Source organism: Pseudomonas sp. GW821-FHT02B10, from assembly GCF_059421865.1.
This window is the reverse complement of the sequence record NZ_JBWKVU010000009.1, coordinates 128,901-151,619: the sequence shown is the minus strand read 5'-3', so window position 1 is coordinate 151,619 and position 22,719 is coordinate 128,901. Positions and strand designations below refer to the sequence as shown.

Annotated in this window: 16 protein-coding genes; 13 read left to right on the top strand and 3 right to left on the bottom strand. The window is 64.5% G+C overall.

The annotated features are described in order from the left end of the window. Nucleotides 1–17: 17 nt before the first annotated feature. Nucleotides 18–1,682 (bottom strand): AMP-binding protein, encoded by a 1,665-nt coding sequence (locus AC07VU_RS19825; protein WP_053261098.1) that lies wholly within the window; start codon nt 1,680–1,682, stop codon nt 18–20. Between the two features lie 594 nt (nt 1,683–2,276). Beyond that, nucleotides 2,277–3,293, bottom strand: coding sequence for an AraC family transcriptional regulator (locus AC07VU_RS19820; protein ID WP_277588878.1), 1,017 nt, complete (start codon nt 3,291–3,293; stop codon nt 2,277–2,279). A gap of 239 nt (nt 3,294–3,532) precedes the next feature. Here AC07VU_RS19820 and AC07VU_RS19815 point away from each other — a divergent pair, with 239 nt between their 5' ends. The 9 genes from AC07VU_RS19815 (at nt 3,533) to AC07VU_RS19775 (ending at nt 15,503) form a co-directional block, all read left to right on the top strand. Beyond that, nucleotides 3,533–5,740, top strand: a complete 2,208-nt coding sequence (locus AC07VU_RS19815; protein WP_495030306.1) for a TonB-dependent receptor — start codon at nt 3,533–3,535, stop codon at nt 5,738–5,740. A gap of 339 nt (nt 5,741–6,079) precedes the next feature. After that, on the top strand, nt 6,080–7,390 hold the full coding sequence (locus tag AC07VU_RS19810) for an ABC transporter substrate-binding protein (protein ID WP_495030305.1): 1,311 nt from the start codon (nt 6,080–6,082) through the stop codon (nt 7,388–7,390). Between the two features lie 131 nt (nt 7,391–7,521). Continuing rightward, nucleotides 7,522–8,448 carry a carbohydrate ABC transporter permease gene (locus tag AC07VU_RS19805; protein ID WP_495030304.1) on the top strand — a complete coding sequence of 309 codons (927 nt, stop codon included), beginning with the start codon at nt 7,522–7,524 and terminating at the stop codon, nt 8,446–8,448. A 10-nt stretch (nt 8,449–8,458) separates the two neighbouring features. Then, nucleotides 8,459–9,289 carry a carbohydrate ABC transporter permease gene (locus AC07VU_RS19800; RefSeq protein ID WP_274302687.1) on the top strand — a complete coding sequence of 277 codons (831 nt, stop codon included), beginning with the start codon at nt 8,459–8,461 and terminating at the stop codon, nt 9,287–9,289. Between the two features lie 180 nt (nt 9,290–9,469). After that, nucleotides 9,470–10,573: an ABC transporter ATP-binding protein gene (locus AC07VU_RS19795; RefSeq protein ID WP_495030303.1), complete on the top strand. Its 1,104-nt coding sequence runs from the start codon at nt 9,470–9,472 to the stop codon at nt 10,571–10,573. Nucleotides 10,574–10,587: 14 nt separating this feature from the next. Beyond that, complete coding sequence (locus tag AC07VU_RS19790; protein WP_495030302.1) at nt 10,588–12,069, top strand: mannitol dehydrogenase family protein; 1,482 nt, start codon at nt 10,588–10,590, stop codon at nt 12,067–12,069. A 304-nt stretch (nt 12,070–12,373) separates the two neighbouring features. Then, the gene (gene xylB / locus AC07VU_RS19785) at nt 12,374–13,882 is read left to right on the top strand and encodes a xylulokinase (protein ID WP_495030301.1); all 1,509 of its coding nucleotides are present in this window, start codon (nt 12,374–12,376) and stop codon (nt 13,880–13,882) included. 2 nt (nt 13,883–13,884) lie between these two features. Beyond that, nucleotides 13,885–14,823: a carbohydrate kinase family protein gene (locus AC07VU_RS19780; protein WP_495030344.1), complete on the top strand. Its 939-nt coding sequence runs from the start codon at nt 13,885–13,887 to the stop codon at nt 14,821–14,823. A gap of 62 nt (nt 14,824–14,885) precedes the next feature. Next, entirely contained in the window at nt 14,886–15,503 is a 618-nt protein-coding gene (locus tag AC07VU_RS19775; RefSeq protein ID WP_087091019.1) for a transglycosylase SLT domain-containing protein, read from the top strand. A 315-nt stretch (nt 15,504–15,818) separates the two neighbouring features. Here AC07VU_RS19775 and AC07VU_RS19770 read toward each other — a convergent pair whose 3' ends face one another. Then, nucleotides 15,819–17,129: an OprD family porin gene (locus tag AC07VU_RS19770; protein WP_097135508.1), complete on the bottom strand. Its 1,311-nt coding sequence runs from the start codon at nt 17,127–17,129 to the stop codon at nt 15,819–15,821. Nucleotides 17,130–17,903: 774 nt separating this feature from the next. On the opposite strand from AC07VU_RS19770, the gene AC07VU_RS19765 reads away from it, so the two are divergent. From AC07VU_RS19765 to AC07VU_RS19750, 4 genes are all read left to right on the top strand, one after another. After that, nucleotides 17,904–18,932, top strand: coding sequence for an NAD-dependent epimerase/dehydratase family protein (locus AC07VU_RS19765; protein WP_495030300.1), 1,029 nt, complete (start codon nt 17,904–17,906; stop codon nt 18,930–18,932). Between the two features lie 331 nt (nt 18,933–19,263). Beyond that, nucleotides 19,264–21,336, top strand: a complete 2,073-nt coding sequence (locus AC07VU_RS19760) for a type VI secretion system Vgr family protein (RefSeq protein ID WP_495030299.1) — start codon at nt 19,264–19,266, stop codon at nt 21,334–21,336. Then, nucleotides 21,333–22,172 carry a DUF4123 domain-containing protein gene (locus tag AC07VU_RS19755; RefSeq protein ID WP_495030298.1) on the top strand — a complete coding sequence of 280 codons (840 nt, stop codon included), beginning with the start codon at nt 21,333–21,335 and terminating at the stop codon, nt 22,170–22,172. The genes AC07VU_RS19760 and AC07VU_RS19755 overlap by 4 nt, the downstream gene beginning before the upstream one ends. A 4-nt stretch (nt 22,173–22,176) precedes the next feature. Further along, nucleotides 22,177–22,656, top strand: a complete 480-nt coding sequence (locus AC07VU_RS19750; protein ID WP_102681203.1) for a DUF3304 domain-containing protein — start codon at nt 22,177–22,179, stop codon at nt 22,654–22,656. Nucleotides 22,657–22,719: the final 63 nt, after the last annotated feature.

Here is a 22,719-nt window from a genome sequence, read left to right as displayed (position 1 = left end):
ATGAGTTCCTGGGTAATTCAGGCCGAAGCCTTGTGCGCCGCGGCCTCTTGAGCCTTGGCGATTTCCTGGTTGCGCAGGATGAAGCGCTGCAACTTGCCGCTTGGGGTTTTCGGCAATTCGCTGACAAATTCGATTTCACGGGGGTACGAGTGCGCGGCCAGGCGCTTGCGCACATGCTGGCGCAGCTCTTCGGCCAGCTCCGGCGCGGCGCGGTACTGCGGGCTGAGCACGACGAAGGCCTTGACCAGCTCGGTGCGCTCCGGGTCGGGCTTGCCGATCACCGCCGCCTCGACCACCGCCGGGTGCTCGATCAGCGCGCTCTCCACGTCGAACGGGCCGACCCGGTAACCGGAGGTGGTGATCACGTCGTCGCTGCGCCCGACGAAGCTGATGCTGCCGTCCGGGTTCAGCTCCACGGTGTCGCCGCTGAGGTAGTAGTTGCCGACAAAGGCCTTGGTCACCACGCCGTGGTAGCCGTTGAACCAGCACATCGGCGACTGGCTGCGGTCGATGGCGAGGATCCCCGGCTGGCCCACCGACAGTTCCTGGTGCTGCTCATCGAGCACCACGATGCGGTGGCCGGGCGAGGCGAAACCGGCCGCGCCGACATGCACCGGGTGCTCCAGGCCATGGTGGTTGCACAGGACCATGCCCAGCTCGGTCTGGCCGTAATGGTCGTGGATCACCACGCCAAGGTTGTCGGCGAACCAGCGGATCACCTCCGGGTTCAGCGGCTCGCCGGCGCTGCTGACGATGCGCAGCTTGCCCTTGATCGAGCGGGCGAACTCGTCGCCGCCGGCGATCAACAGGCGATACGCGGTCGGCGAACCGGTGAGGTTGCTGATCCCGTACTTGTTGATCACCCGGCAGGTGCTTTCCAGGGTGAAGGGCCCATCGTAGAAGGTGATCGGGTGGCCCAGGCCCAGCGGGCCGGTGACGCCGAAGTAGATGCCATAGGCCCAGCCCGGGTCGGCGACGTTCCAGAACGCGTCTTCGGGGCGCAGGTCGACGGCGTCGCGGGTGTAGCTCTGGAACGCGACGATGGCCTTGAGCGGCACGTACAGGGCTTTGGACGGGCCGGTGGTGCCGGAGGTGAACATCAGCAGGAACGGGTCTTCGCCGGTCAGCAGCACGGGCTCGCACTGCGCCGGGTAATTGCCCAGCTCGGCCCAGAAACTGAAGTCGCCGCGGACGATGCCCTGGCCCTTGGCGCCCGCGACCGTGACGATGGTCGGGCAGTCCGCCACTTCAGCGAGCTTTGGCCGGTTGACCGCGTCGGTCACCACCACCTTGGCCCCGGAACTGCCCAGGCGGTGTTCGATGGCCTTGGGGCCGAAGGCGGTGAACAGCGGCTGGTAGACCGCGCCGATGCGCCAGGTGGCGAGTACCGCGATCAACAGTTCGACGTTGCGCGGCAGCAGGCCGGCGACCTTGTCGCCCTGGCCCACGCCCTGGGCCAGCAGGAAGTTGGCGAAACGCGCGGCCTGGTCCTGCAACTCGCTGAAGGTGTAGGTCGCGCTACTGCCGTCGCGGCCCTCCCAGAACAGCGCGATACGCCCCGGCAAGGCGTGCCGGTCACAGCATTCGACGCAGGCATTGAGGGCCGACAAGGAGCCGTGCAGGGCTGCGTCGACGGTGTGCTGATAATTGAAGTGTGCCGTGGCAGACAGGTAATCGCGCATTGCCAGAATCCCTCGCTGTTCTTATTAGGATGGGAACCAATGGGAACTACAAAGACATCGGGCAAATACTGGCGCCACGGCCCGGGCGGGACAATGGTCAAAGCTTTCAAGTTGCGTGACTGGTTTGGCCAAGAACCCCATGGCGATCAAGCCCCTGTAGCCGCTGCCGAGCCTGCGAGGCTGCGTTCGACCGCGCAGCGGTCGCAAGCCGGGTAGCGCGTTCTGCCTGACGCACGGCAGGCCCAGGTTTTGCGGCAACTGCGTTGCCGATCGCAGCCTCGCGCTGCTCGGCAGCGGCTACAGGAACCGGTGTAGCCGGTGCCAGGGCTGCGAGGCTGCACAGCGGTCGCAAGCCGGGCGGCGCGTTCGGCCTGACGCACGGCAAACTCAGGTTTTGCGGCAACTGCGTTGCCGATCGCAGCCTCGCGTTGCTCGGCAGCGGCTACCCAGGTTCCCCGTAGCCGCTGCCGCAGGCTGCGATCGAGGCCGCAGGACTCGCTATCAGCCTTGACGCGGTGCATCAGAGACACCGCGCTGCACGCCTTTGCGACCGTTCCGGTTGATCGCAGCCTGACAACGGCCGCAGGGAGGCGCTCAGGTCGGGTCGTTGAGGATCAGGCTGCGATAGTGCCCGGGGTTGGAGCCGGACCATTTGCGAAAGGCCTTGTAGAACGAGCTGGCGTCGGCGAAGCCCAGGCGGCTGGCGATTTCCGTGAAGCTGATCTGCGGCTCGGCCAGCCAGGCGATCGCCAGCTCCTTGCGCACCCCGTCCTTGAGGCCCTGGTAGGTCTGCCCTTCTTCCGCCAGGCGGCGGCGCAGGGTCGAGGCCGACATGCACAGGCTGTGGGCCAGGCTCTCGGTTTCCGGCCACTGGGCCGCGGGCAGCTGGCGCAGGTCGTGCTTGATGCGGCTGGCCAGGCTCTCTGGGTCGCGGTATTTGACCAGGATGTTGGCCGGCGCCTGGGCCAGGAAGCGCTTGAGTTCCTCGTCACTGCGCTTGATCGGCAAATCCAGGCAGTCGGCGGCAATGATCATCCGCGTGCGCGGCCGGTCGAAGCGCAGGTTCTGCGAGAACATCACCTGGTAATCGTCGCAGAAATCCGGTTCCGGGCAGCGCAGCTCGATGGCCAGGATCGGGATGCGCCGCCCGGCCAGCCAGCAAGCCACGCCGTGGACGATCATCCAGTAGGTGAAATAGGTGAAGGCGCGGCGCGGCGCCTGCTCATCCTCCAGCAGGACGATCTCCGCCAGGCTCTGCTGGCGCACCAGCTGGGCCGGCAGCCGTTCGAGCATCAGCGACAGGAACGCCAGCCCGGACTCCAGGCCCGCGGCCAGGTTCTGCCGGGCCATGGCGGTGCGACAGAGAAACGCCAGGCTGCCGGATTTGAGCTTGCGCGGGTCCATGCCGAAGAACTCGTCGTCCGTGCGCCGGGCCAGCAGGCGCCACAGCCGGGCATAGGCCAGCGCGGGCACGCGGGCGGCGCTGACGTCCAGCTGGGCCGGGTCGATACCGGCCTTGAGCAGCACTTCATCGCTGGCGGCACCCGGGGCGCAGCTTTGCAGCAGCGCTTCGCGCACCAGTTGCATGGAGATGGTGTCTTTTTCCGACATCGCGCTGAACGGCTTCCTGCATAAAGAGATGGCCGGTCATCTTAGGCAGTGACCGGTAAAAAGCCAGAGCGCTTTTGGCTAAAGTGCAGCATACGTCCGATACCCAGTAGTGACTTTTACTGGGTTCCACCGAGAAACGTCCTAAATTTCGCGGGATAGCCGCAAGTAGCCCCCTCGCAGCCGCTCTTAGCAATAATTCTCAAATAGGATTCACTCTCACAAAAAAGAGAGCGTTTCTTATGCAAACGAAAGCCCCATCTGCCTTGCCACAACATCGCCTCCTGGCCTCTACCCTGGGCCTTGCCCTGGCCTCCTGCGCCGGCGCGGCCGAAGCCGGCGAACGGCAGAAATCCCTGCAACTGGACAACATCAAGGTCGAGGCCGAGCAACCCGGTTCCCGCACCGAACGCTCGGCCTCCGCCAAGTACGTGGCGCCGCTGCTGGACACCCCGCAGACCATCACCGTGGTGCCACCCAAGCTGATCCAGGAACAACAGGCGCTGAGCCTGCGCCAGGTGCTGTCGAACGTGTCCGGCATCACCTTCAATGCCGGCGAAGGCGGTGGCGGCTCGGGGGACAGCATCAACATCCGTGGCTTCTCGGCCAACAGCAACATGCAGATCGACGGCCTGCGCGACAGCGCGCAGACCAACCGTTCCGACACCTTCAACGTCGAGCAGGTGGAGGTCATCAAGGGCCCCAACTCGGTGTTCGGCGGCGCCGGCACCACCGGCGGCAGCATCAACGTGGTCAGCAAGCAACCGAAGAACCAGGCCTTCACCCGCCTCGGCGGCAGCCTCGGCAGCGACAACTACTACCGCCTGACGCTGGACAGCAACCAGCCGCTGGAAGGCGTCGGCCAGGACAGCGCGGTGCGGATCAACCTGATGGGCCATCAGAACGATGTGCCCGGCCGCGAGAAAATCGACCGCGAGCGCTGGGGCATCGCGCCCTCGTTGCGCCTGGGCTTCAGCGACGCCACCCGGCTGACCCTCAGCGCCTTCCACCAGAGCGACGATAACCTGCCGGACTATGGCGTGCCGGCGCTGGACGGCAAGAAGCTGGCCGGGGTCAAGCGCGATGCCTATTTCGGCTGGAAGAACCTCGACAAGGAAGAGATCGAACAGAACGCCTTCACCGCCGACTTCGAGCATGATTTCAACGACCACCTGCGCCTGCAGAACCTCACGCGCTACAGCCGCACCGCGCGCGACACCGTCGTCTCGGCGTCCCATGTCAATACCAGTGGCCTGCCGGCGGGCCGCTACCGCCCGGCCGGGCCCCAGGCCTACGGGCGCGACGCCACCACCGAGATGTGGATCAACCAGAGCAACCTGATTGGCGACTTCGAGTTTGCCGGCATGCGCCACGACCTGGTGGCGGGCCTGGAGCTGTCGCGAGAAACCCTCGACCTGAAAACCTACAACCATGGCCTGAGCACGGCCCTGTATCCGCGCAACGGCTATGCCCTGGGCAGCCCGCCCGGGCGCTGGAACGGCCCGGTCAACAAGGCCACCAGCGGCTATACCGAAACCACCCTCAAGGGCCAGGCGTACTACCTGTTCGATAACATCGCCCTGAGCGAGCGCTGGGACCTCAACCTCGGCCTGCGCTACGACAAGATCAAGGGCGATGTCGACAAGTATTCGGCCAGCCATGTGAAAAACGACAGCCTGGCCTCGGACACGAACAAGGCCAGTGCGCGCACCGGGCTGGTGTTCAAGCCGACCGAGAACGGGCGCATCTATGCCGCCTGGGGCAATTCCTTCAACCCTTCCGCCGAGAACCTGGCCTCCACCGGCGGCGGCTTGAGCAAGGGCAACCAGGACCTGGCGCCGGAGAAGAACGAGACCTGGGAACTGGGCACCAAGTGGGAGCTGCTGGACAAGCGCCTGGAGCTGGACGCCGCGCTGTTTCGCGTAGAGAAGAGCAACGCCCGGGAAACCATGGCCGACGGTTCGACCCAACTGGCCGGCAAGCAACGGGTGCAAGGTGTGGAAATCGGCGTCACCGGGCATGTCAGCGAGCAGTGGGATGTGTTCGCCAACTACACCTTCCTCGACAGTGAAATCCTCAACGCGGCGAACACCGCCTCGGGCATCGCACGCAAGGGCCAGGCCCTGGGCAACACACCGCCGCGCTCGCTCAACCTGTGGACCACCTATGAGTTGCCGGCCGGCTGGACCCTGGGGTACGGCACTCGTTATGTCAGCGAGCGCAACGTCAGCTCCAGCACCCGCGCCAAGCTGGATGCCTACTGGGTGCACAACGCCATGCTCGGCTACAAGGTCAACCACAACCTCGACCTGCAGTTGAACGTCAATAACCTGTTCGACAAGGACTATGTAGAACGGGTACGCCAGCAGAGCGGCTCGACGACACGCTCCTCGGCCACCGAATACGGCGACGCGCGCGCGGCGATCATGTCGGCCACCTATAGCTTCTGACCCCTCCCCTCAGTGCGAAGCCCCGGTCGACCGGGGCTTCGCCGCTGTCATCGGCACCTTCTCGCCGTTCTCCGGTCCAGGCCGCCACGGTAAAAAAACCAATACGCAATCTCCCCTGCTTTACCCGGCCCGAACGGGCGAATCCTTGGCCCATGGCGGCTTGCGCCGGGCGGAGGATTTCATCGCAGTGCAAAAAAGTATCGATTCAAGTGTCAGGGATGATTTGTCAGGCGCGGTCGTTGAGGGCTGTAATCAGCCCACATTCTTCCCAGCATCCGGAAGACACAACAACAATAACCGTCCTTCTGCCGCCCACCGGGCCCGGAAGAGGAGTGCACGATGAAACCCTGCATCAAAGCCCTGCTCGTCACCACCTGCATGACCTTAAGCGGCGTCAGCCTCGGCGCCCAGACCGTGACCATCGCCACCGTCAACAACAGCGACATGATCCGCATGCAGAAACTCTCGAAAGCCTTCGAGAGCGAGCATCCGGACATCAAGCTGAACTGGGTGGTGCTCGAAGAAAACGTGCTGCGCCAGCGCCTGACCACCGACATCGCCACCCAGGGCGGGCAATTCGACGTGCTGACCATCGGCATGTACGAAGCCGCACTCTGGGGCGCCAAGGGCTGGCTGCAACCGATGCAGGACCTGCCCGCCGCCTATGACCTGCAGGACATCTTCCCCTCGGTACGCGAAGGCCTGTCGGCCAAGGGCACGCTGTACGCCCTGCCGTTCTACGCCGAAAGCTCGATGACCTACTACCGCACCGACCTGTTCAAGGATGCCGGCCTGGTCATGCCCGAACACCCGACCTGGGAACAGATCGGTGAGTTCGCCGGCAAACTCAACAAACCCGAGCAGGAACAGTACGGCATCTGCCTGCGCGGCAAGGCCGGCTGGGGTGAGAACATGGCCCTGATCACCACCCTGGCCAACGGTTTCGGCGCGCGCTGGTTCAATGAGCAGTGGCAGCCGGAGTTCAACGGGCCGGAATGGAAAAACGCCCTGGCCTTCTACGTCGACACCATGAAAAAGGCCGGCCCGCCCGGCGCCTCCAGCAACGGTTTCAACGAGAACCTGGCGCTGTTCAACAGCGGCAAGTGCGCGATCTGGGTCGACGCCAGCGTCGCCGGCTCCTTCGTCACCGACAAGTCGCAGAGCAAGGTCAGCGAACACGTCGGCTTTACCTATGCGCCGCAGCAGGTGACCGACAAGGGCAGCGCCTGGATGTACTCCTGGGCGCTGGCGATCCCCACCAGTTCCAAGGCCAAGGACGCCGCGAAGACCTTCGCCACCTGGGCCACGTCCAAGGAATACGGGGCCCTGGTCGCCGAGAAAGACGGCATCGCCAACGTACCGCCAGGCACTCGCGCCTCCACCTACAGCGAGGCCTATATGCAGGCCGCACCGTTCGCCAGGGTGACCCTGGAATCGCTGAAAGTCGCCGACCCGACCAGGCCGACCCTCAAGCCGGTGCCCTACATCGGTATCCAGCTGGTGACCATCCCCGAGTTCCAGGCCATCGGCACTCAGGTCGGCAAGCTGTTCTCCGCCGCGCTGATCGGCCAGACCACGGTCGACCAGGCCCTGGCCGCCGCCCAGCAGACCACCGAACGCGAAATGAAACGCGCCGGCTACCCCAAGTAATCCCCGTCCTCTGTAGGAGCGAGGCTTGCCCGCGATAGCCGCACCGCGGTCTGTCCCGTAAGCGCGTCATCGTTCGTCGCGGGCAAGCCTCGCTCCTACACAGAAAACACACCTGAACGGTTGTGATCGCCATGAATACCTCGACTGCCAACGCTCATCTGCAAATCCCCCAGGCCGCGCGCAAGCGCCGCCTGCTCAACCCCGGCTGGTTCCTGGTCAGCCCCTCGGTGGCGCTGTTGCTGCTGTGGATGATCGTGCCGCTGGGCATGACCCTGTACTTCTCGCTGATCCGCTACAACCTGCTGTACCCCGGCGAGAACCAGTTCGTCGGCCTGGAGAACTTCAGCTACTTCCTCAGCGACTCGGGCTTCCTGCCCGGGGCCGCCAACACCCTGTTGCTGGTCGGCAGCGTGCTGCTGATCAGCGTGGTGTTCGGGGTGCTGATCAGCGCCCTGCTGGAGGCCAGCGAGTTCCTCGGCCGCGGCATTGTCCGGGTGCTGCTGATCTCGCCGTTCTTCATCATGCCCACGGTGGGCGCGCTGATCTGGAAGAACCTGATCTTCCACCCGGTGTCGGGGATTCTCGCCGCGCTGTGGAAGCTGTTCGGCGCCCAGCCGGTGGACTGGCTGGCCCACTACCCGCTGCTGTCGATCATCATCATTGTCTCGTGGCAGTGGCTGCCGTTCGCGATCCTGATCCTGATGACCGCCATGCAGTCGCTGGACCAGGAACAGAAGGAAGCCGCGCGCCTGGATGGCGCCGGGGCCATCGCGATCTTCTGGCACCTGACCCTGCCGCACCTGGCGCGGCCGATCGCGGTGGTGGTGATGATCGAGACCATCTTCCTGCTCTCGGTGTTCGCCGAAATCTTCACCACCACCAACGGTGGCCCGGGCTACGCCTCGACCAACCTCGCCTACCTGATCTACAACCAGGCGCTGGTGCAGTTCGACGTGGGCATGGCCTCGGCCGGCGGCCTGATCGCCGTGGTCATCGCCAATATCGCCGCGATCATCCTGGTACGGATGCTCGGCAAAAACCTGACTGACAAGCCCTGAGGTGCGCGCCATGACCCTGCAACAATCCCGCCGCCTGCAAAGCCTGCTGCTCGGCACCCTGGCCTGGGCCATCGCGGTCCTGATCTTCTTCCCGATCTTCTGGATGCTGCTGACCAGCTTCAAGAGTGAAATCGACGCCTTTGCCACGCCGCCGCAGTTCATCTTCACGCCGACGCTGGAGAACTACCTGCACATCAACGAGCGCAGCAACTACTTCGCCTTCGCCTGGAACTCGGTGGTGATCTCCTTCAGCGCCACCGCCCTGTGCCTGCTGATCGCGGTACCGGCGGCCTACTCCATGGCCTTCTACGAAACCCGCAACACCAAGCGCACCCTGCTGTGGATGCTGTCGACCAAGATGCTGCCGCCGGTGGGCGTGCTGATGCCGATCTACCTGCTGGCCAAGAGCTTTGGCCTGCTGGACACGCGCATCGCGCTGATCGCGATCTACACCCTGATCAACCTGCCGATCGTGGTCTGGATGATTTACACCTACTTCAAGGACATCCCCCGGGACATCCTCGAGGCCGCGCGCCTGGACGGCGCGACCCTGGGCCAGGAAATGCTCCGGGTGCTGCTGCCGATCGCCAAGGGCGGGCTGGCCTCCACCGTGCTGCTGTCGCTGATCCTGTGCTGGAACGAGGCGTTCTGGTCGCTGAACCTGACCTCGTCCAACGCCGCGCCGCTGACCGCGCTGATCGCCTCCTACTCCAGCCCCGAAGGGCTGTTCTGGGCCAAGCTCTCGGCGGTCTCGACCCTGGCCTGCGCGCCGATCCTGATCTTCGGCTGGATCAGCCAGAAACAACTGGTGCGCGGCCTGTCCTTCGGCGCCGTGAAATAAACCGAACTCCTCCCTTGATCAACGCTGCTCCAAACCTTGATCAAAACCCTGTAGCCGCTGCCGCAGGCTGCGATCGGCCCCGAAGGGGTCGTGCTTTTCAAGACCGCGGGAAGGCTCTTCGAGCCTTATCGCAGCCTGCGGCAGCGGCTACACCGACATTCAGAAACATGGAGGCCCGTCATGGCCAACCTGAAAATCAACAATCTGCAAAAAGGCTTCGAAGGCTTTTCCATCATCAAGGGCATCGACCTGGAGGTGCGCGACAAGGAGTTCGTGGTCTTCGTCGGCCCCTCGGGCTGCGGCAAGTCCACCCTGCTGCGGTTGATCGCCGGCCTGGAGGAAGTCAGCAGCGGCACCATCGAGCTCGATGGCCGCGACATCACCGAGGTCAGCCCGGCCAAGCGCGACCTGGCCATGGTGTTCCAGACCTACGCCCTGTACCCGCACATGAGCGTGCGCAAGAACATGTCCTTCGCCCTGGACCTGGCCGGCGTGCCGAAAGCCGAGGTGCAACAGAAGGTCGACGAAGCGGCGCGCATCCTCGAACTGGGGCCGATGCTCGAGCGCAAGCCCAAGCAGCTGTCCGGCGGCCAGCGCCAGCGCGTGGCCATCGGCCGGGCCATCGTGCGCAACCCGAAGATCTTCCTGTTCGACGAGCCGCTGTCCAACCTCGACGCGGCGCTGCGGGTGCAGATGCGCCTGGAGCTGGCGCGCCTGCATAAAGAGCTGCAGGCGACCATGATCTACGTGACCCACGACCAGGTCGAAGCCATGACCCTGGCCGACAAGGTGGTGGTGCTCAATGGCGGGCGCGTGGAACAGGTGGGCTCGCCGCTGGAGCTGTACCACAGCCCGGCCAACCTGTTTGTCGCCGGCTTCCTCGGCACGCCGAAGATGGGCTTTCTCAAGGGCCGGCTGAGCCGGGTCGATGGCCAGGGCTGCGAGGTGCAGCTGGAGGCCGGCACCCGCATCCAGCTGCCGCAGAGCGGCGCCCACTTGAGCGTCGGCAGCCCGGTGACCCTGGGTATTCGTCCCGAGCACCTGGAGCTGGCCCGGCCCGGCGACTGCACCCTGCAGGTCACCGCCGACGTCAGCGAACGCCTGGGCAGCGACACCTTCTGCCACGTCGTCACCGCTTCCGGCGAGGCCCTGACCATGCGCATCCGCGGCGACCTGGCCAGCGCCTATGGCCAGCAGTTGAGCCTGAACCTGGATGCCGAGCACTGCCACCTCTTCGATGCCGACGGCGTGGCCGTGGCCAGGCCGCTGCGCGCCGCCGCCTGAACGAGAACCGAACGATGAAACTGAACCGACACAACCTCCACCACCTGGCCCCTGAAGTCCGCCTGCCCGCCTACGACCTGGCCGAGACCCGGCAAGGCATGGTGCATATCGGCGTGGGTGGTTTCCACCGGGCGCACCAGGCCTACTACACCGATGCCCTGATGAACACCGGCGAAGGCCTGGACTGGAGCATCTGCGGGCTCGGCCTGCGCGCCGAGGACCGCCGCGCCCGCGACGACCTGGCCGGCCAGGACTACCTGTTCACCCTGTTCGAGCTGGGCGACAGCGATGCCGCAGAAGTGCGGGTGATCGGCGCCATTAGCGACATGCTGCTGGCCGAAGACGGCGCCCGGGCGCTGATCGACAAACTGGCCGACCCGCAGATCCGCATCGTCTCGCTGACCATCACCGAGGGTGGCTACTGCATCGACGACAGCAGCGGCGAGTTCATGGCCCACCTGCCGCAGATCCAGCACGACCTGGCCCACCCGCAGCAGCCGCAGACCGTGTTCGGTTTTCTCTGCGCGGCCCTGGCCCAGCGCCGGGCGGCCGGGGTCCCGGCCTTTACCCTGATGTCCTGCGATAACCTGCCGCACAACGGCGCGGTGACCCGCAAGGCGCTGCTGGCCTTCGCCGGGCAGCGCGACGCCGACCTGCGCGACTGGATCGCCACCCACGTCAGCTTCCCCAATGCCATGGTCGACCGCATCACGCCGATGACCAGCACCGCTCACCGCCTGCAGTTGCACGACCAGCACGGCATCGACGACGCCTGGCCGGTGGTCTGCGAACCCTTTGCGCAATGGGTGCTGGAAGACAAGTTCGTCAGCGGCCGGCCGGCCTGGGAAAAGGTCGGCGTGCAATTCACCGACGACGTCACACCCTATGAGGAGATGAAGATCAAGCTGCTCAATGGCAGCCACCTGGCCCTGACCTACCTGGGGTTCCTCAAGGGTTATCGCTTTGTCCACGAGACCCTGGCCGACCCGCTGTTCGTGACGTACATGCGCGCTTACATGGACCTGGACGTGACCCCGCAACTGGCGCCGGTGCCGGGCATCGACCTGAGTGCCTACAAAGACACCCTGGTGGCGCGTTTCTCCAACCGGGCGATTGCCGACCAATTGGAGCGGGTCTGCTCCGACGGCTCGTCGAAGCTGCCCAAGTTCAGCGTGCCGACCCTCAACCGCCTGATCGCCGACGGCCGCGATACCGAGCGCGCCGCCCTGGTGGTCGCCGCCTGGGCCCGGTACCTCAAGGGCGTGGACGAAAACGGCGACACCTACCGCATTCCCGACCCGCGCGCCGCGTTCTGCCAGGCGCTGGTGGCGGACGACGCACTGATCAGCCAGCGATTGCTGGCGGTCGAGGAGATCTTCGGCAGCGCCATCCCCAACTCGCCGGCCTTTGTCGAAGCCTTCGAACGCTGCTACAGCAGCCTGCGCGACAACGGCGTGACCCGCACCCTGGAGCGGGTATTGGCCCGGGACCGCTGATGTTTGCCTGTAGCCGATGCGTTTCTCCAGACAGACCGCAGACTCAGGTTTTGCGATTGCTACGCAATCGGTCGCAGCCTCGCGAGCTCGGCAGCGGCTACACAAGCACCGCGAACCCTGTAGCCGCTGGCGCAGCCTGCGATCGGATTGGGCGGCATTCCGACGCAGCGGCCGCAAAGCCTGCCAACGCGTTTCTCCAGGCAAATCGCGGGCGCAGGTTTTGCGGTTGCGCTGCAACCGGTCGCAGCCTCGCAGGCTCGGCAGCGGCTACAGTGGGTTTGATTAATTTTGTGCAGGTTCATCCATGACGACGCAACAGCTTTTCCTCGGCATCGACTGCGGCACCCAGGGCACCAAGGCCATCGTCCTCGACGCCGCCAGCGGTGAAGTACTGGGCCTGGGCGCGGCGCCCCACAGCCTGATCAGCGGCGCCAACGGCCGCCGTGAACAGGACGTCGAGCAATGGCGCGAGGCGTTCACCCTGGCCACCCGCCGTGCGTTATTGGCGGCGGGGGTCAGCGGCCTGGACATCCTCGGCATCGGCGTCTCCGGCCAGCAGCACGGCCTGGTCCTGCTCGACCAGCAGGGCCAGGTGCTGCGCCCGGCCAAGCTCTGGTGCGACACCGAATCCACCCCACAGAACCAGCGCCTGCTGGATTACCTGGGCGGCGAACAGGGCTCCCTGGAGCGCCTCGGTGTGGCGATTGCCCCCGGCTACACCGTGTCGAAACTGCTGTGGACCCGGGAACAGCATCCGCAGATTTTCCAGCGCATCGCCCATGTGCTGCTGCCCCACGACTACCTGAATTACTGGCTGACCGGCCGCTGCTGCAGCGAATACGGCGATGCCTCGGGCACCGGCTATTTCAACGTGCGCAGCCGCCAGTGGGACCTGGAACTGCTCCGGCACATCGACCCCGACGGCCGCCTGGAAGCCGCCTTGCCGGAACTGCTCGAAGCCGACCAGCCGGTGGGCACGCTGCTGCCGGAGCTCGCCCGGCACCTGGGCCTCAACCCGCGGGCGCTGGTGTCCAGCGGTGGCGGCGACAACATGCTCGGGGCCATCGGCACCGGCAATATCCAGCCCGGGGCGATCACCATGAGCCTGGGTTCCTCCGGCACCCTGTACGCCTATGCCGAGCAACCGCGGGTCAGCGCAGACGCCGCGGTGGCGACCTTCTGTTCCTCCAGCGGCGGCTGGCTGCCGCTGATCTGCACCATGAACCTGACCAATGCCACCGGCGCGGTGCGCGAACTGTTCGACCTGGATATCGACGCCTTCAACCAGCTGGTGGCGCAGGCGCCGATCGGTGCCGAGGGCGTGTGCATGCTGCCGTTCCTCAACGGCGAGCGGGTCCCCGCCCTGCCCCATGCCAGCGGCAGCCTGCTGGGCCTGACCGCCGACAACCTGACCCGGGCCAACCTGTGCCGCGCGGTGGTCGAAGGCACCACCTTCGGCCTGCGCTACGGCCTCGACCTGCTACGCCAAAACGGCCTGCAAAGCCAGGGCATCCGCCTGATCGGCGGCGGTTCGAAAAGCCCGCTGTGGCGGCAGATGGTCGCCGATATCATGCACACCCCGGTGGTCTGCACCGAGCAGAGCGAGGCCGCGGCCCTGGGCGCGGCGATCCAGGCGGCCTGGTGCTATTCCCGCAGCAGCGGCCAGCCGCAGAGCCTGGCGCAATTGTGCCAGCGCTGCGTGAGGCTCGATGCAAGCAGCGAAACCTTGCCGATAGCGGCCAATGTCGCGGCCTATCAGCAGGCCTATGAACGTTACCAACAGCATGTGGCAACCCTTTTGAAGAGCGAATGACTATGTATCTGGTCTGTGGTGAAGCACTGTTCGATTTTTTCAGCGAAGACGATGCCAGCGGTCGGGCATCGCGGGTCAACTTCCAGGCCATCGCCGGCGGTTCGCCCTTTAACGTCGCGGTCGGTCTGCGCCGCCTGGGCGTGGACGCGGCGCTGTTCGCCGGGCTGTCCACCGACTACCTCGGCCGGCGCCTGTTGCAGGTGCTGCGCGACGAAGGCGTGGCCGAGGACTACCTGCTGCACGTCGCGGCGCCGACCACCCTGGCGATGGTCGCGGTGGGCGCCGACGGCTCGCCGCAATACAGCTTCCGTGGCGAAGGCTGCGCCGACCGCCAGTTGCAGCTCAGCGACCTGCCGCCGCTCGACAGCCGGGTGCGCGGCCTGCACATCGGTTCGTTTTCCCTGGTGGTGCAGCCGATCGGCGACACCCTGCTGGCGCTGGTGCGTCGCGAGCGCGGCCAGCGCCTGATCAGCCTCGACCCCAACGTGCGCCTCAACCCGGCCCCGGATATCCAGCTGTGGCGCCAACGCATCGACACCCTGGTCCGGCTGGCCGACCTGATCAAGGTCAGCGACGAGGACTTGCACCTGCTCTACCCCGACCAGGACCCGCAGCACGTGATCGAAGGCTGGCTACAGCACCACTGCCAGCTGGTGTTCCTGACCCGCGGCGCAGAGGGCGCGACGGTGTTCAGCCGGGTGCATGGCCGCTGGTCGGCGCCGGCCATGCCGATTAAGATGGCCGACACCGTGGGCGCCGGCGACACCTTCCAGGCCGCCTTGATTGCCTGGCTGACCGAACGGCAGCTGGATTCGTTGGAGGGTGTGGCGGGCTTGAGCCGGGACCAGATCGACCAGATGCTCAGGTTCGCCATCCGCGCCGCGGCGCTGACCTGTGGCAAGACCGGACCGGACCTGCCCTATCGCCACCAATTGAACTGATCGCAGGGGCGCCGCATTCGTACCACATTGGCGCCCCCACCGACCCGAATAGAGCCTTGCCTTTGACCCGCTTTGCCTGTGCCGCCGTAGTCTTCCCCCTCATCCTGACCGGCTGCGCGACCTCGCCGCCGGCCAACCCCAACGACATCTGCGAGATCTTTCGCGAGAAAAGCGACTGGTACAAAGCCGCCAAGGCCACCGAAGAGAAATGGGGGGTGCCGATCCAGGTGCCGCTGTCGATCATCTACCAGGAATCGAGCTTCAAGCAGGACGCCTTGCCGCCACGCAAATACCTGCTTTGGGTGATTCCCTGGGGCCGGGTGAGCACGGCGGCCGGCTACCCGCAGGCCAAGGACGAAGTCTGGGGCGACTACCAGCGCAAGGGCGACAACTACTGGGCCAGCCGCACCAACTTCGCCGACGCCACCGACTTTATCGGCTGGTACATGGACCAGACCACACGGGTCAACGGCGTGACCAAGCAGGACGCCTACCGCCAGTACCTGAACTATCACGAAGGCTGGGGCGGCTACCGCCGGCAGACCTATACGGCCAAGCCTTGGCTGCAGACCGTGGCGATGAAGGTGCAAAGCCGTTCCAGCCTGTACGGCCAGCAATACGCCAGCTGCCGGGAAGAGTTGAACCGCGGCTTCTGGAGCCGCTTCTGGCATTGGCTGTAACGGTCCGAACTGCGCTTGCGCACATCTCCCCCGCCTGCGCACGCCCTGTAGCCGCTGGCGCAGCCTGCGATCGGCTGCGAAGCAGTCGCAAACCAGCCAATGCGTTCATCCAGACAGATCGCAGATTCAGAATTAGCGGTCGCTACGTCGAAATGCCACCCAAACCGATCGCAGCCTCGCAAGCTCGGCAGCGGCTACACAGACACCGCAAACCTTGTAGCCGCTGGCGCAGCCTGCGATCGGGCGCGCAGCGGCCGCAAAGCCTGCCAATGCGTTTCTCCAGACAGATCGCGTATTCAGCTTCCGGCAGCGCCGTCAGAGAATCGAGAAGTTGTAGCTGACGATCAGCCGCGTCTCGTCCACGTCCCGGGCGTATTTTTCGTAGTTGCTGCGGTAGGTGGCGTTACGCAGGCGCAGGCTGACGTCCTTGAAGGTGCCGCTCTGCACCACGTACTTGAGTTCGCTGTCGCGTTCCCACTCGCGGCCTTCCTGGTCGCTGCCCGGGACCTTGATATGGTCGCCGCTGACATAGCGGGTCAGGAAGCTCAGGCCGTTGATGCCGATGGCCTTGAAGTCATAGTCGTAGCGCAACTGCCAGGAACGCTCCTGGGCGGCGGCGAAGTCGTTGACCTGCACATAGTTGACCAGGTACGGGTTGCTGCCATCGAGGTACGGCATCGAATTGTCGCCGTTCATGCGCTGCCAGCCAGCGCTGAAGGTATGGCCGTCGATGGCGTAGCCGAGCATGCCGCTCAGGGCGCGGTTATCAATGGAACCGGCGCGTTCGGCGCCGCTGTCGGCGCTCTTGAGCAGGCGCAGGTCAGCCTTGAGCACGCCCTGGCCCAGCGGCTGGTTGGCCAGCAGGCCGATGAAGTGCTGGCGGTAGATGTCTTCCAGCTCGGCGTAGTGATACTGACCGGTCAGGCGGTCGTTGAACTTGTAGTCGATGCCGTACATGTCGAAATGGTCGGCGGTGACGTTGCAGGCATACCGCTTGTTCTTGCAGTGCACGCGGATGTCCTGGGCGTCCGTGGAGTCCCGGGCGGTGTACTTGTCCAGCCGCGCGGCCGTGAACGTCAGATCCTTGATCTCTTTGGACGTGAGCATGGCGCCGTTGAACATGGTCGGCAGCAGACGCCCGTCGTTGTACTTGAGCAGCGGCAGGTCCGGCAGCAGCGCGCCGTACTTGAGCACGCTCTGCGACAGGCGCACCTTGGCCGTCAGGCCGAGCTTGGCGTACTGGTCCTTGGAACCCCGCGGGTCCTGGCCGCTGGACGGCAGCAGGCCGCTGTTGCTGCGGTCGGGGCTGGAATCGAGCTTGAAACCGAGCATGCCCAGCGCGTCGATACCAAAGCCGACGGTGCCTTCGGTGTAGCCCGATTGCAGGTTGAGAATGAACCCTTGCGCCGACTCTTCGCGCTTGGAGGCTCCCTGATCGTTGCCGGTATGGCCGTCGCGGAAGTCACGGTTGAAGTAGATGGTGCGCGACTCGAGCTTGGCGCTGCTGTCTTCGAAGAAACCCGCGGCCTCGGCCCGGGCGGTAAAACCCGCGCACAGGCACAGGGCGCCGAGGCCCACCGTTGGATAACGCAGCGGTCGGAATGAGTGCAGCAAAGGGAAAGGCATGAAAAGCTCCAGCAGTGCATCGGTAAAGCAGATGAAAGAAGGCAATAGCAATCCATCTGGCGAATCATTTCTGGCCAGGTGAATTGATCAAATCAATGTTGATCGCAAATGATGGCAGATGGCTTTGACGGGCTACACCCGACTTTAGTCTGAAGCGGCTACAGCCTTTGCCCCTGAACACCCTCCTTCAACGCACTGCCCTCGCCTCGAATAAAGCGATCATTTCCAACACTCTTTGCCTTTCTCCAGGCTCTTGGCCAAGGCGCTATTCATTGGGCGCTTCGAGAGGTTTTGGATCCAAGGAAGTCTGCGCCCAGGATAAAAATGGCGTTTTTTTCGTTAAAAACTCTACCGTTCGTCGGATCAATTTGCCCTGCCGGGTTTGTTACCCAGGAATTGCCCCAATGCTTTCATGAGCCTTTCATTCAGGTTATCTAGTTGATTTTAAACGGTATTATTTCTTAAATAGGGTTATACAAAACGCCTTCGTCATTTATATAACACGATAAAACGCCAATTAACCGACTCCATGCTGTGGTAGTGTCAAAAAAAGAACGCGAAAAGGACTTGCACCTATTCAGTTCTTTAAAAAGTGAGCCATGAAACTCACGCATTACCCATCACGGATGAGGTTCCTCCCTTGGATGTCAGCGTTTTTGGTACCGGCCATGTCGGCCTGGTACAAGCAGTCGCCCTCGCCATCGCGCGGGACATCGCTCGCCTGTGTCCCCCGGGCAGTGGCTTGCCCTGGCGCGTACCGGGGGCGCTCTGCGCATGAATATCCTGATCACCGGGGCCGCCGGCTTCATCGGCGCCCATACTGCACTGCGCTTGCTCAAGGATGGGCATCAGGTCACCGGGCTGGATAATTTCAACGACTACTACGACCCGCAACTCAAACGCGACCGGGTGCGCTGGGTGGAGCAGCAGGTGGGACAGTTCCCGCTGTACCGCCTCGATCTCGGCGATACCGAAGCCCTCGACCGGCTGTTCGCCCAGGTTCGCCCGCAGGTGGTGATCAACCTGGCGGCCCAGGCCGGGGGACGTTATTCCCTGGAAAACCCCAAGGCTTACCTGGACAATAACCTCGGCGGCTTTCTCAACCTGCTGGAAATGTGCCGGCGCTATCCGCCCGAACACCTGATTTACGCGTCGTCCAGTTCGGTGTACGGCGCCAACCATCAACTGCCGCACAAGGCCAGCAACACCGTGGACCATCCGCTGTCGCTGTACGCCGCGAGCAAAAGGGCCAATGAGCTGATGGCCCATAGCTACAGCCATCTGTTCGACATGCCGGCCACCGGCCTGCGCTTCTTTACCGTATATGGCCCCTGGGGACGCCCGGACATGTCGCCGGTGCTGTTCGCCCGGGCCATCTGCGAAGGCCGTCCTCTGAAGCTGTTCAACTACGGCATGCACCAGCGCGACTTCACCTATATCGACGACCTGGTCGAATCCCTGGTTCGCCTGCTGGGCAAGCCACCGGTGCGCAACCCTTTGTGGAACCGCGAACACCCCGACCCCGCCACCAGCATGGCGCCCTGGCGTCTGTTCAATATCGGCGGGCAACGTTCGGTGGAACTCAAGGACTACGTCGCCACCCTGGAGCAACTGCTCGGACGCAAGGCACAGGTCGAGTACCTGCCGTTGCAACCCGGCACCGTGCTGAACACCTGCGCCGATGCCAGCGCCCTGGAGAACGTCACCGGCTTCGGCCCTCAGGTCCCCCTGGCCGAGGGCCTCGGACGCTTTGTCGATTGGTTCCAGAGCTACTACCGGCCGCCGTTGCCCCCGCGTTCCTGACGCGACAACGACCTGCCCCGGCGACAGCCTGTGTCGCCCTTGCAGGCCAACTGGCCGACGGCAATTGCGGCGCTGGCTCGCTGCTCGAAGGCCCGTCGCCGGCCCGCGTCCTCACGGGAATCCCTGAGCGACCATCGGCGTATCCCTTACAGCCAACTCCGCTGATGCCCGTAGGGCGTTAGCCGGATGGGTTGTCAGGCATAAGTAATGGTTATCGCGGACATTTCTGAATGCTCCGGCGGGCGGAAAGCCGCGGCCGCCTCGGCTTGAATCGACCGGCTTATTCCTGCACCATCCGCCCCCTGCTTATTCAATGGATGGATTTCACGGCATGCTGGATGCTAACGCTACCCATATTTCCCTGACGATCGAAGGCGCCTCGGTCGACCTTCAGGTCCTCAGTTTCGTTGGCCGCGAAGCCCTCAATCAGCCCTTCTGCTTCGATATCGAACTGGTCAGCGGGCATCCCGACCTCAAGCTCGAAGAACTCCTGCACAAGCCGGCCTGCCTGACCTTTGGCGCGACCGGTAAAGGCCTGATCCACGGCCTGGTGTACCGCATCGCCCAGGGCGATTCCGGGCGCAAGCTGACCCGCTACAGCATCAGCCTGACTCCGCAGCTCAACTACCTGCGCCACAACTTCAACCAGAAGATCTACCAGCACCTCAGTGTGCCGAAGATCATCGCCCAGGTCCTCGAGGCCCGCGGCATCCTGGCCGACGCCTACAGTTTCCAGCTCGGCGCCACCTACCCGGAGCGGGTCTACTGCACCCAGTACGACGAATCCGACCTGCACTTCATCCAGCGCCTGTGCGAGGAAGAAGGCATTCACTTCCACTTCCAGCACAGTGCCAGCGGCCACAAACTGGTGTTCGGCGACGACCAGACGGTGTTCCGCAAGCTGGCAGCGGTGAACTACCAGCAGGACTCGGGCATGGCCGCCGAACAGCCGGTGATCAAGCGCTTCAACCTGCGCCTGGAAACCCGCACCAGCCGCGTCAGCCGCCGCGACTACGATTTCGAGAAGCCGCGCCTGCTGCCCGAGGGCGCGGCCAAGTCTGAATTCATGCCGGACCTGGAAGACTACGACTACCCCGGCCTGTTCACCCAGCAGGCCCGCGGCAAGCAACTGGCGACCCGCGCCCTGGAGCGCCATCGCAGCGACTACCGGCTGGCCGAAGGCAAAGGCGACGAGCCGAGCCTGGTCAGCGGCCACTTCCTGACCCTGGCCGCCCACCCGCGCAGCGAATGGAACGACCTGTGGCTGCTGCTGGAGGTGATCCACGAGGGCAAGCAGCCCCAGGTGCTGGGCGAGAACATCACCAGCGACGTCACCAGCAACAAGGACGACTTCCACCAGGGCTACCGCAACCGCTTCCTCGCCACGCCCTGGGACGCCCACTACCGCCCGCCGCTGGAACACCCGAAACCCAAGTCCCTGGGCAGCCAGACCGCGGTGGTCACCGGGCCCAAGGGCGAAGAAATCCATTGCGACCAATACGGCCGGATCAAGGTGCAGTTCCACTGGGACCGCGACGGCCAGGCCGACGACAACACCTCCTGCTGGGTCCGCGTCGCCAGCGGCTGGGCCGGCAAGGCCTACGGCGGCATCGCCATCCCGCGGATCGGTATGGAAGTACTGGTGACCTTCCTCGAAGGCGACCCCGACCAGCCCCTGGTCACCGGCTGCCTGTACCACAAGGAAAACCTGGTCCCCTACGACCTGCCGGCGAACAAGACCCGCAGCACCTTCAAGACCCTCAGCTCGCCGGGCGGCAAGGGCTACAACGAACTGCGCATCGAAGACAAGAAAGGCGCCGAACAGATCTACCTGCACGCCCAGCGCGACTGGGACGAAAACGTCGAGCACGACCAGCGGATCCGCGTCGGCAACCAGCGCCACGACACGGTCGAAGCCAACACCCTGACCGAACTCAAGGCCGAGGAACACCGCATCACCCACCTCGACCGCAAGAGCGAAATCCGCGCCAACGACCACCTGACCGTGGCCGTCACCCAGCACGCCAGTATCGGCACCGCGCAATTCGTCGAAGCTGGCCAGGAGATTCATTACAAGGCCGGTGGGAAGGCCGTGGTCGAGGCAGGCGCGGAACTGACGGCCAAGGCCGGCGGCAGCTTCGTCAAGCTCGACGGTGGCGGCGTGACCATCAGCGGGGCCGACGTGAAGATCAACTCCGGAGGCGCGCCGGGCGTGGGTACGCCGGCGGCGCCGCTGTTGCCGGGACTGCTGAAGCTCGCTGACGCCGACAAGGCCGGCGGCCTGCTGCTGGGTCGTTTGAACTCGCCCATACCGCGCCTGACGCCGCCCAAGGGTATCTGCGTCGAGTGCCTGCTCAAGGCCATCCGCCAACGCCAGGCGATTCTGTCCGGAGCACAGCCATGAGCGATTTGCAGCAAGGCCAGCAGGACTGGATCAACGCCGCGGCCAAGGGCTTGAGCCTCACGGCGATCGTCGAGCAGGCCCTGCTCAGCGCGCCGCAGCGCAACGCCCTGGGTGAACTGGAAGGCGCCCGCTGGCCCCTGATGTACCAGGCCGAGCTGGCCCAGCTGCGCAATGACGGGCCGCTACTGCTGGACATGACCGGTCAACCGTTCGAGCGGCTGGTGGCGATCCACGAACTGTTCGGCTCGAACCTGGCCGGCTGGTTGAGCAGCACCCTGCCAGCCAATCGGCTGGCCACCCACCTTGGCGACGCCCTGGTCTGCCAGGACGCCAACGATGCGGTGCTGCTGATCCGCAGCTACAGCGCTGAAGTGCTGCCCCTGCTCCACCAGCAAGTCGGCCAGCCATGGCACCAGTGGCTGTTCGGCCCCCTCGACACCTGGTGGGTCAAGGCCGAAAAAGACTGGCAGCGCCTTGCCGGCCCGGCGCACAGCGAAGTGCCCGAGTACCACCCGATCCGCCTGGATGAGCCGATGATGCACAGCCTGCAGCATGACGCCCACGCCGAGCAGCTGCTGGTGCAGACCGAAAACGTCGCCCCCGAGGCCTTTGCCAGCGACTGCCACGGCGAACGCCTGCAACAGGTGCAAGACCTGCTGCAGATCGCCAGAGACCAGGGCCTGGACCGGCAGGAAGATCAGTCGACCTTCGTGTTGCACAGCCTGATCACCCGCAACCCACTGCACCAGCGCCCCGAATGGGCGGGAATCCTGCGTCAGGTCACCGATGACCGGGACACCCTGGAAAACGCCCTGGCCGCACAAGAAGGCGCCTGAGGCGATGTCGTTGCCGTCACTCGCAAAGCGCTGGAAGCGCCTGCCCGGCCGCCAGAAAGCCCTGATCCAGTGGTTGGCTCTGGGCGCGCTGGTCGCCGGTTATTTCATCTGGCAGTACAGCCGCATGCCGGGCGCGGCGCTTTATGGACATAACCATACGGATCGACCCATCTTCAGTTATTTCGTCAATGACAATTGGGGAGGCAACGGAGGTGTGACCTGTTGCTGGCGTATCGAGGGCAAGACGCTGAAGGTGGACTGGATAAAAGGCCGCACAGGAGAACAAGTGCGTCAGGGGGTTAAAAAGGAAACCCTTTCAATCGAGATCCCTAACCCACCTCGCAAGCGAACCGACGATACCCTGCATGTGCATTTCCTGCCCGGAGATCAGGTGCGCATGGCCTGGAGTGACAAACACACCAGTCCTCTCAAGGAGGAACTGCGCGAGTTTTATGCCGGGGATCAGGAGCGCCGGTCCGAATGAGCCTCCTTCATTCCCATCTAGTTGTCGCTCTGCGGCTTTCGGCGCCATCGGTTGAAAGGCTTG

What these genes read in the sequence shown, in the direction of transcription:
- AC07VU_RS19820 (WP_277588878.1), bottom strand. Translation starts at nt 3,293, where the DNA reads ATGTCGGAAAAAGACACCATCTCCATGCAACTGGTGCGCGAAGCGCTG.
- AC07VU_RS19815 (WP_495030306.1), top strand. Translation starts at nt 3,533, where the DNA reads ATGCAAACGAAAGCCCCATCTGCCTTGCCACAACATCGCCTCCTGGCC.
- AC07VU_RS19770 (WP_097135508.1), bottom strand. Translation starts at nt 17,129, where the DNA reads ATGCCTTTCCCTTTGCTGCACTCATTCCGACCGCTGCGTTATCCAACG.
- AC07VU_RS19755 (WP_495030298.1), top strand. Translation starts at nt 21,333, where the DNA reads ATGAGCGATTTGCAGCAAGGCCAGCAGGACTGGATCAACGCCGCGGCC.
- AC07VU_RS19765 (WP_495030300.1), top strand. Translation starts at nt 17,904, where the DNA reads ATGAATATCCTGATCACCGGGGCCGCCGGCTTCATCGGCGCCCATACT.
- AC07VU_RS19795 (WP_495030303.1), top strand. Translation starts at nt 9,470, where the DNA reads ATGGCCAACCTGAAAATCAACAATCTGCAAAAAGGCTTCGAAGGCTTT.
- AC07VU_RS19760 (WP_495030299.1), top strand. Translation starts at nt 19,264, where the DNA reads ATGCTGGATGCTAACGCTACCCATATTTCCCTGACGATCGAAGGCGCC.
- AC07VU_RS19810 (WP_495030305.1), top strand. Translation starts at nt 6,080, where the DNA reads ATGAAACCCTGCATCAAAGCCCTGCTCGTCACCACCTGCATGACCTTA.
- AC07VU_RS19780 (WP_495030344.1), top strand. Translation starts at nt 13,885, where the DNA reads ATGTATCTGGTCTGTGGTGAAGCACTGTTCGATTTTTTCAGCGAAGAC.
- AC07VU_RS19790 (WP_495030302.1), top strand. Translation starts at nt 10,588, where the DNA reads ATGAAACTGAACCGACACAACCTCCACCACCTGGCCCCTGAAGTCCGC.
- AC07VU_RS19825 (WP_053261098.1), bottom strand. Translation starts at nt 1,682, where the DNA reads ATGCGCGATTACCTGTCTGCCACGGCACACTTCAATTATCAGCACACC.
- AC07VU_RS19750 (WP_102681203.1), top strand. Translation starts at nt 22,177, where the DNA reads ATGTCGTTGCCGTCACTCGCAAAGCGCTGGAAGCGCCTGCCCGGCCGC.
- AC07VU_RS19805 (WP_495030304.1), top strand. Translation starts at nt 7,522, where the DNA reads ATGAATACCTCGACTGCCAACGCTCATCTGCAAATCCCCCAGGCCGCG.
- AC07VU_RS19800 (WP_274302687.1), top strand. Translation starts at nt 8,459, where the DNA reads ATGACCCTGCAACAATCCCGCCGCCTGCAAAGCCTGCTGCTCGGCACC.
- xylB (WP_495030301.1), top strand. Translation starts at nt 12,374, where the DNA reads ATGACGACGCAACAGCTTTTCCTCGGCATCGACTGCGGCACCCAGGGC.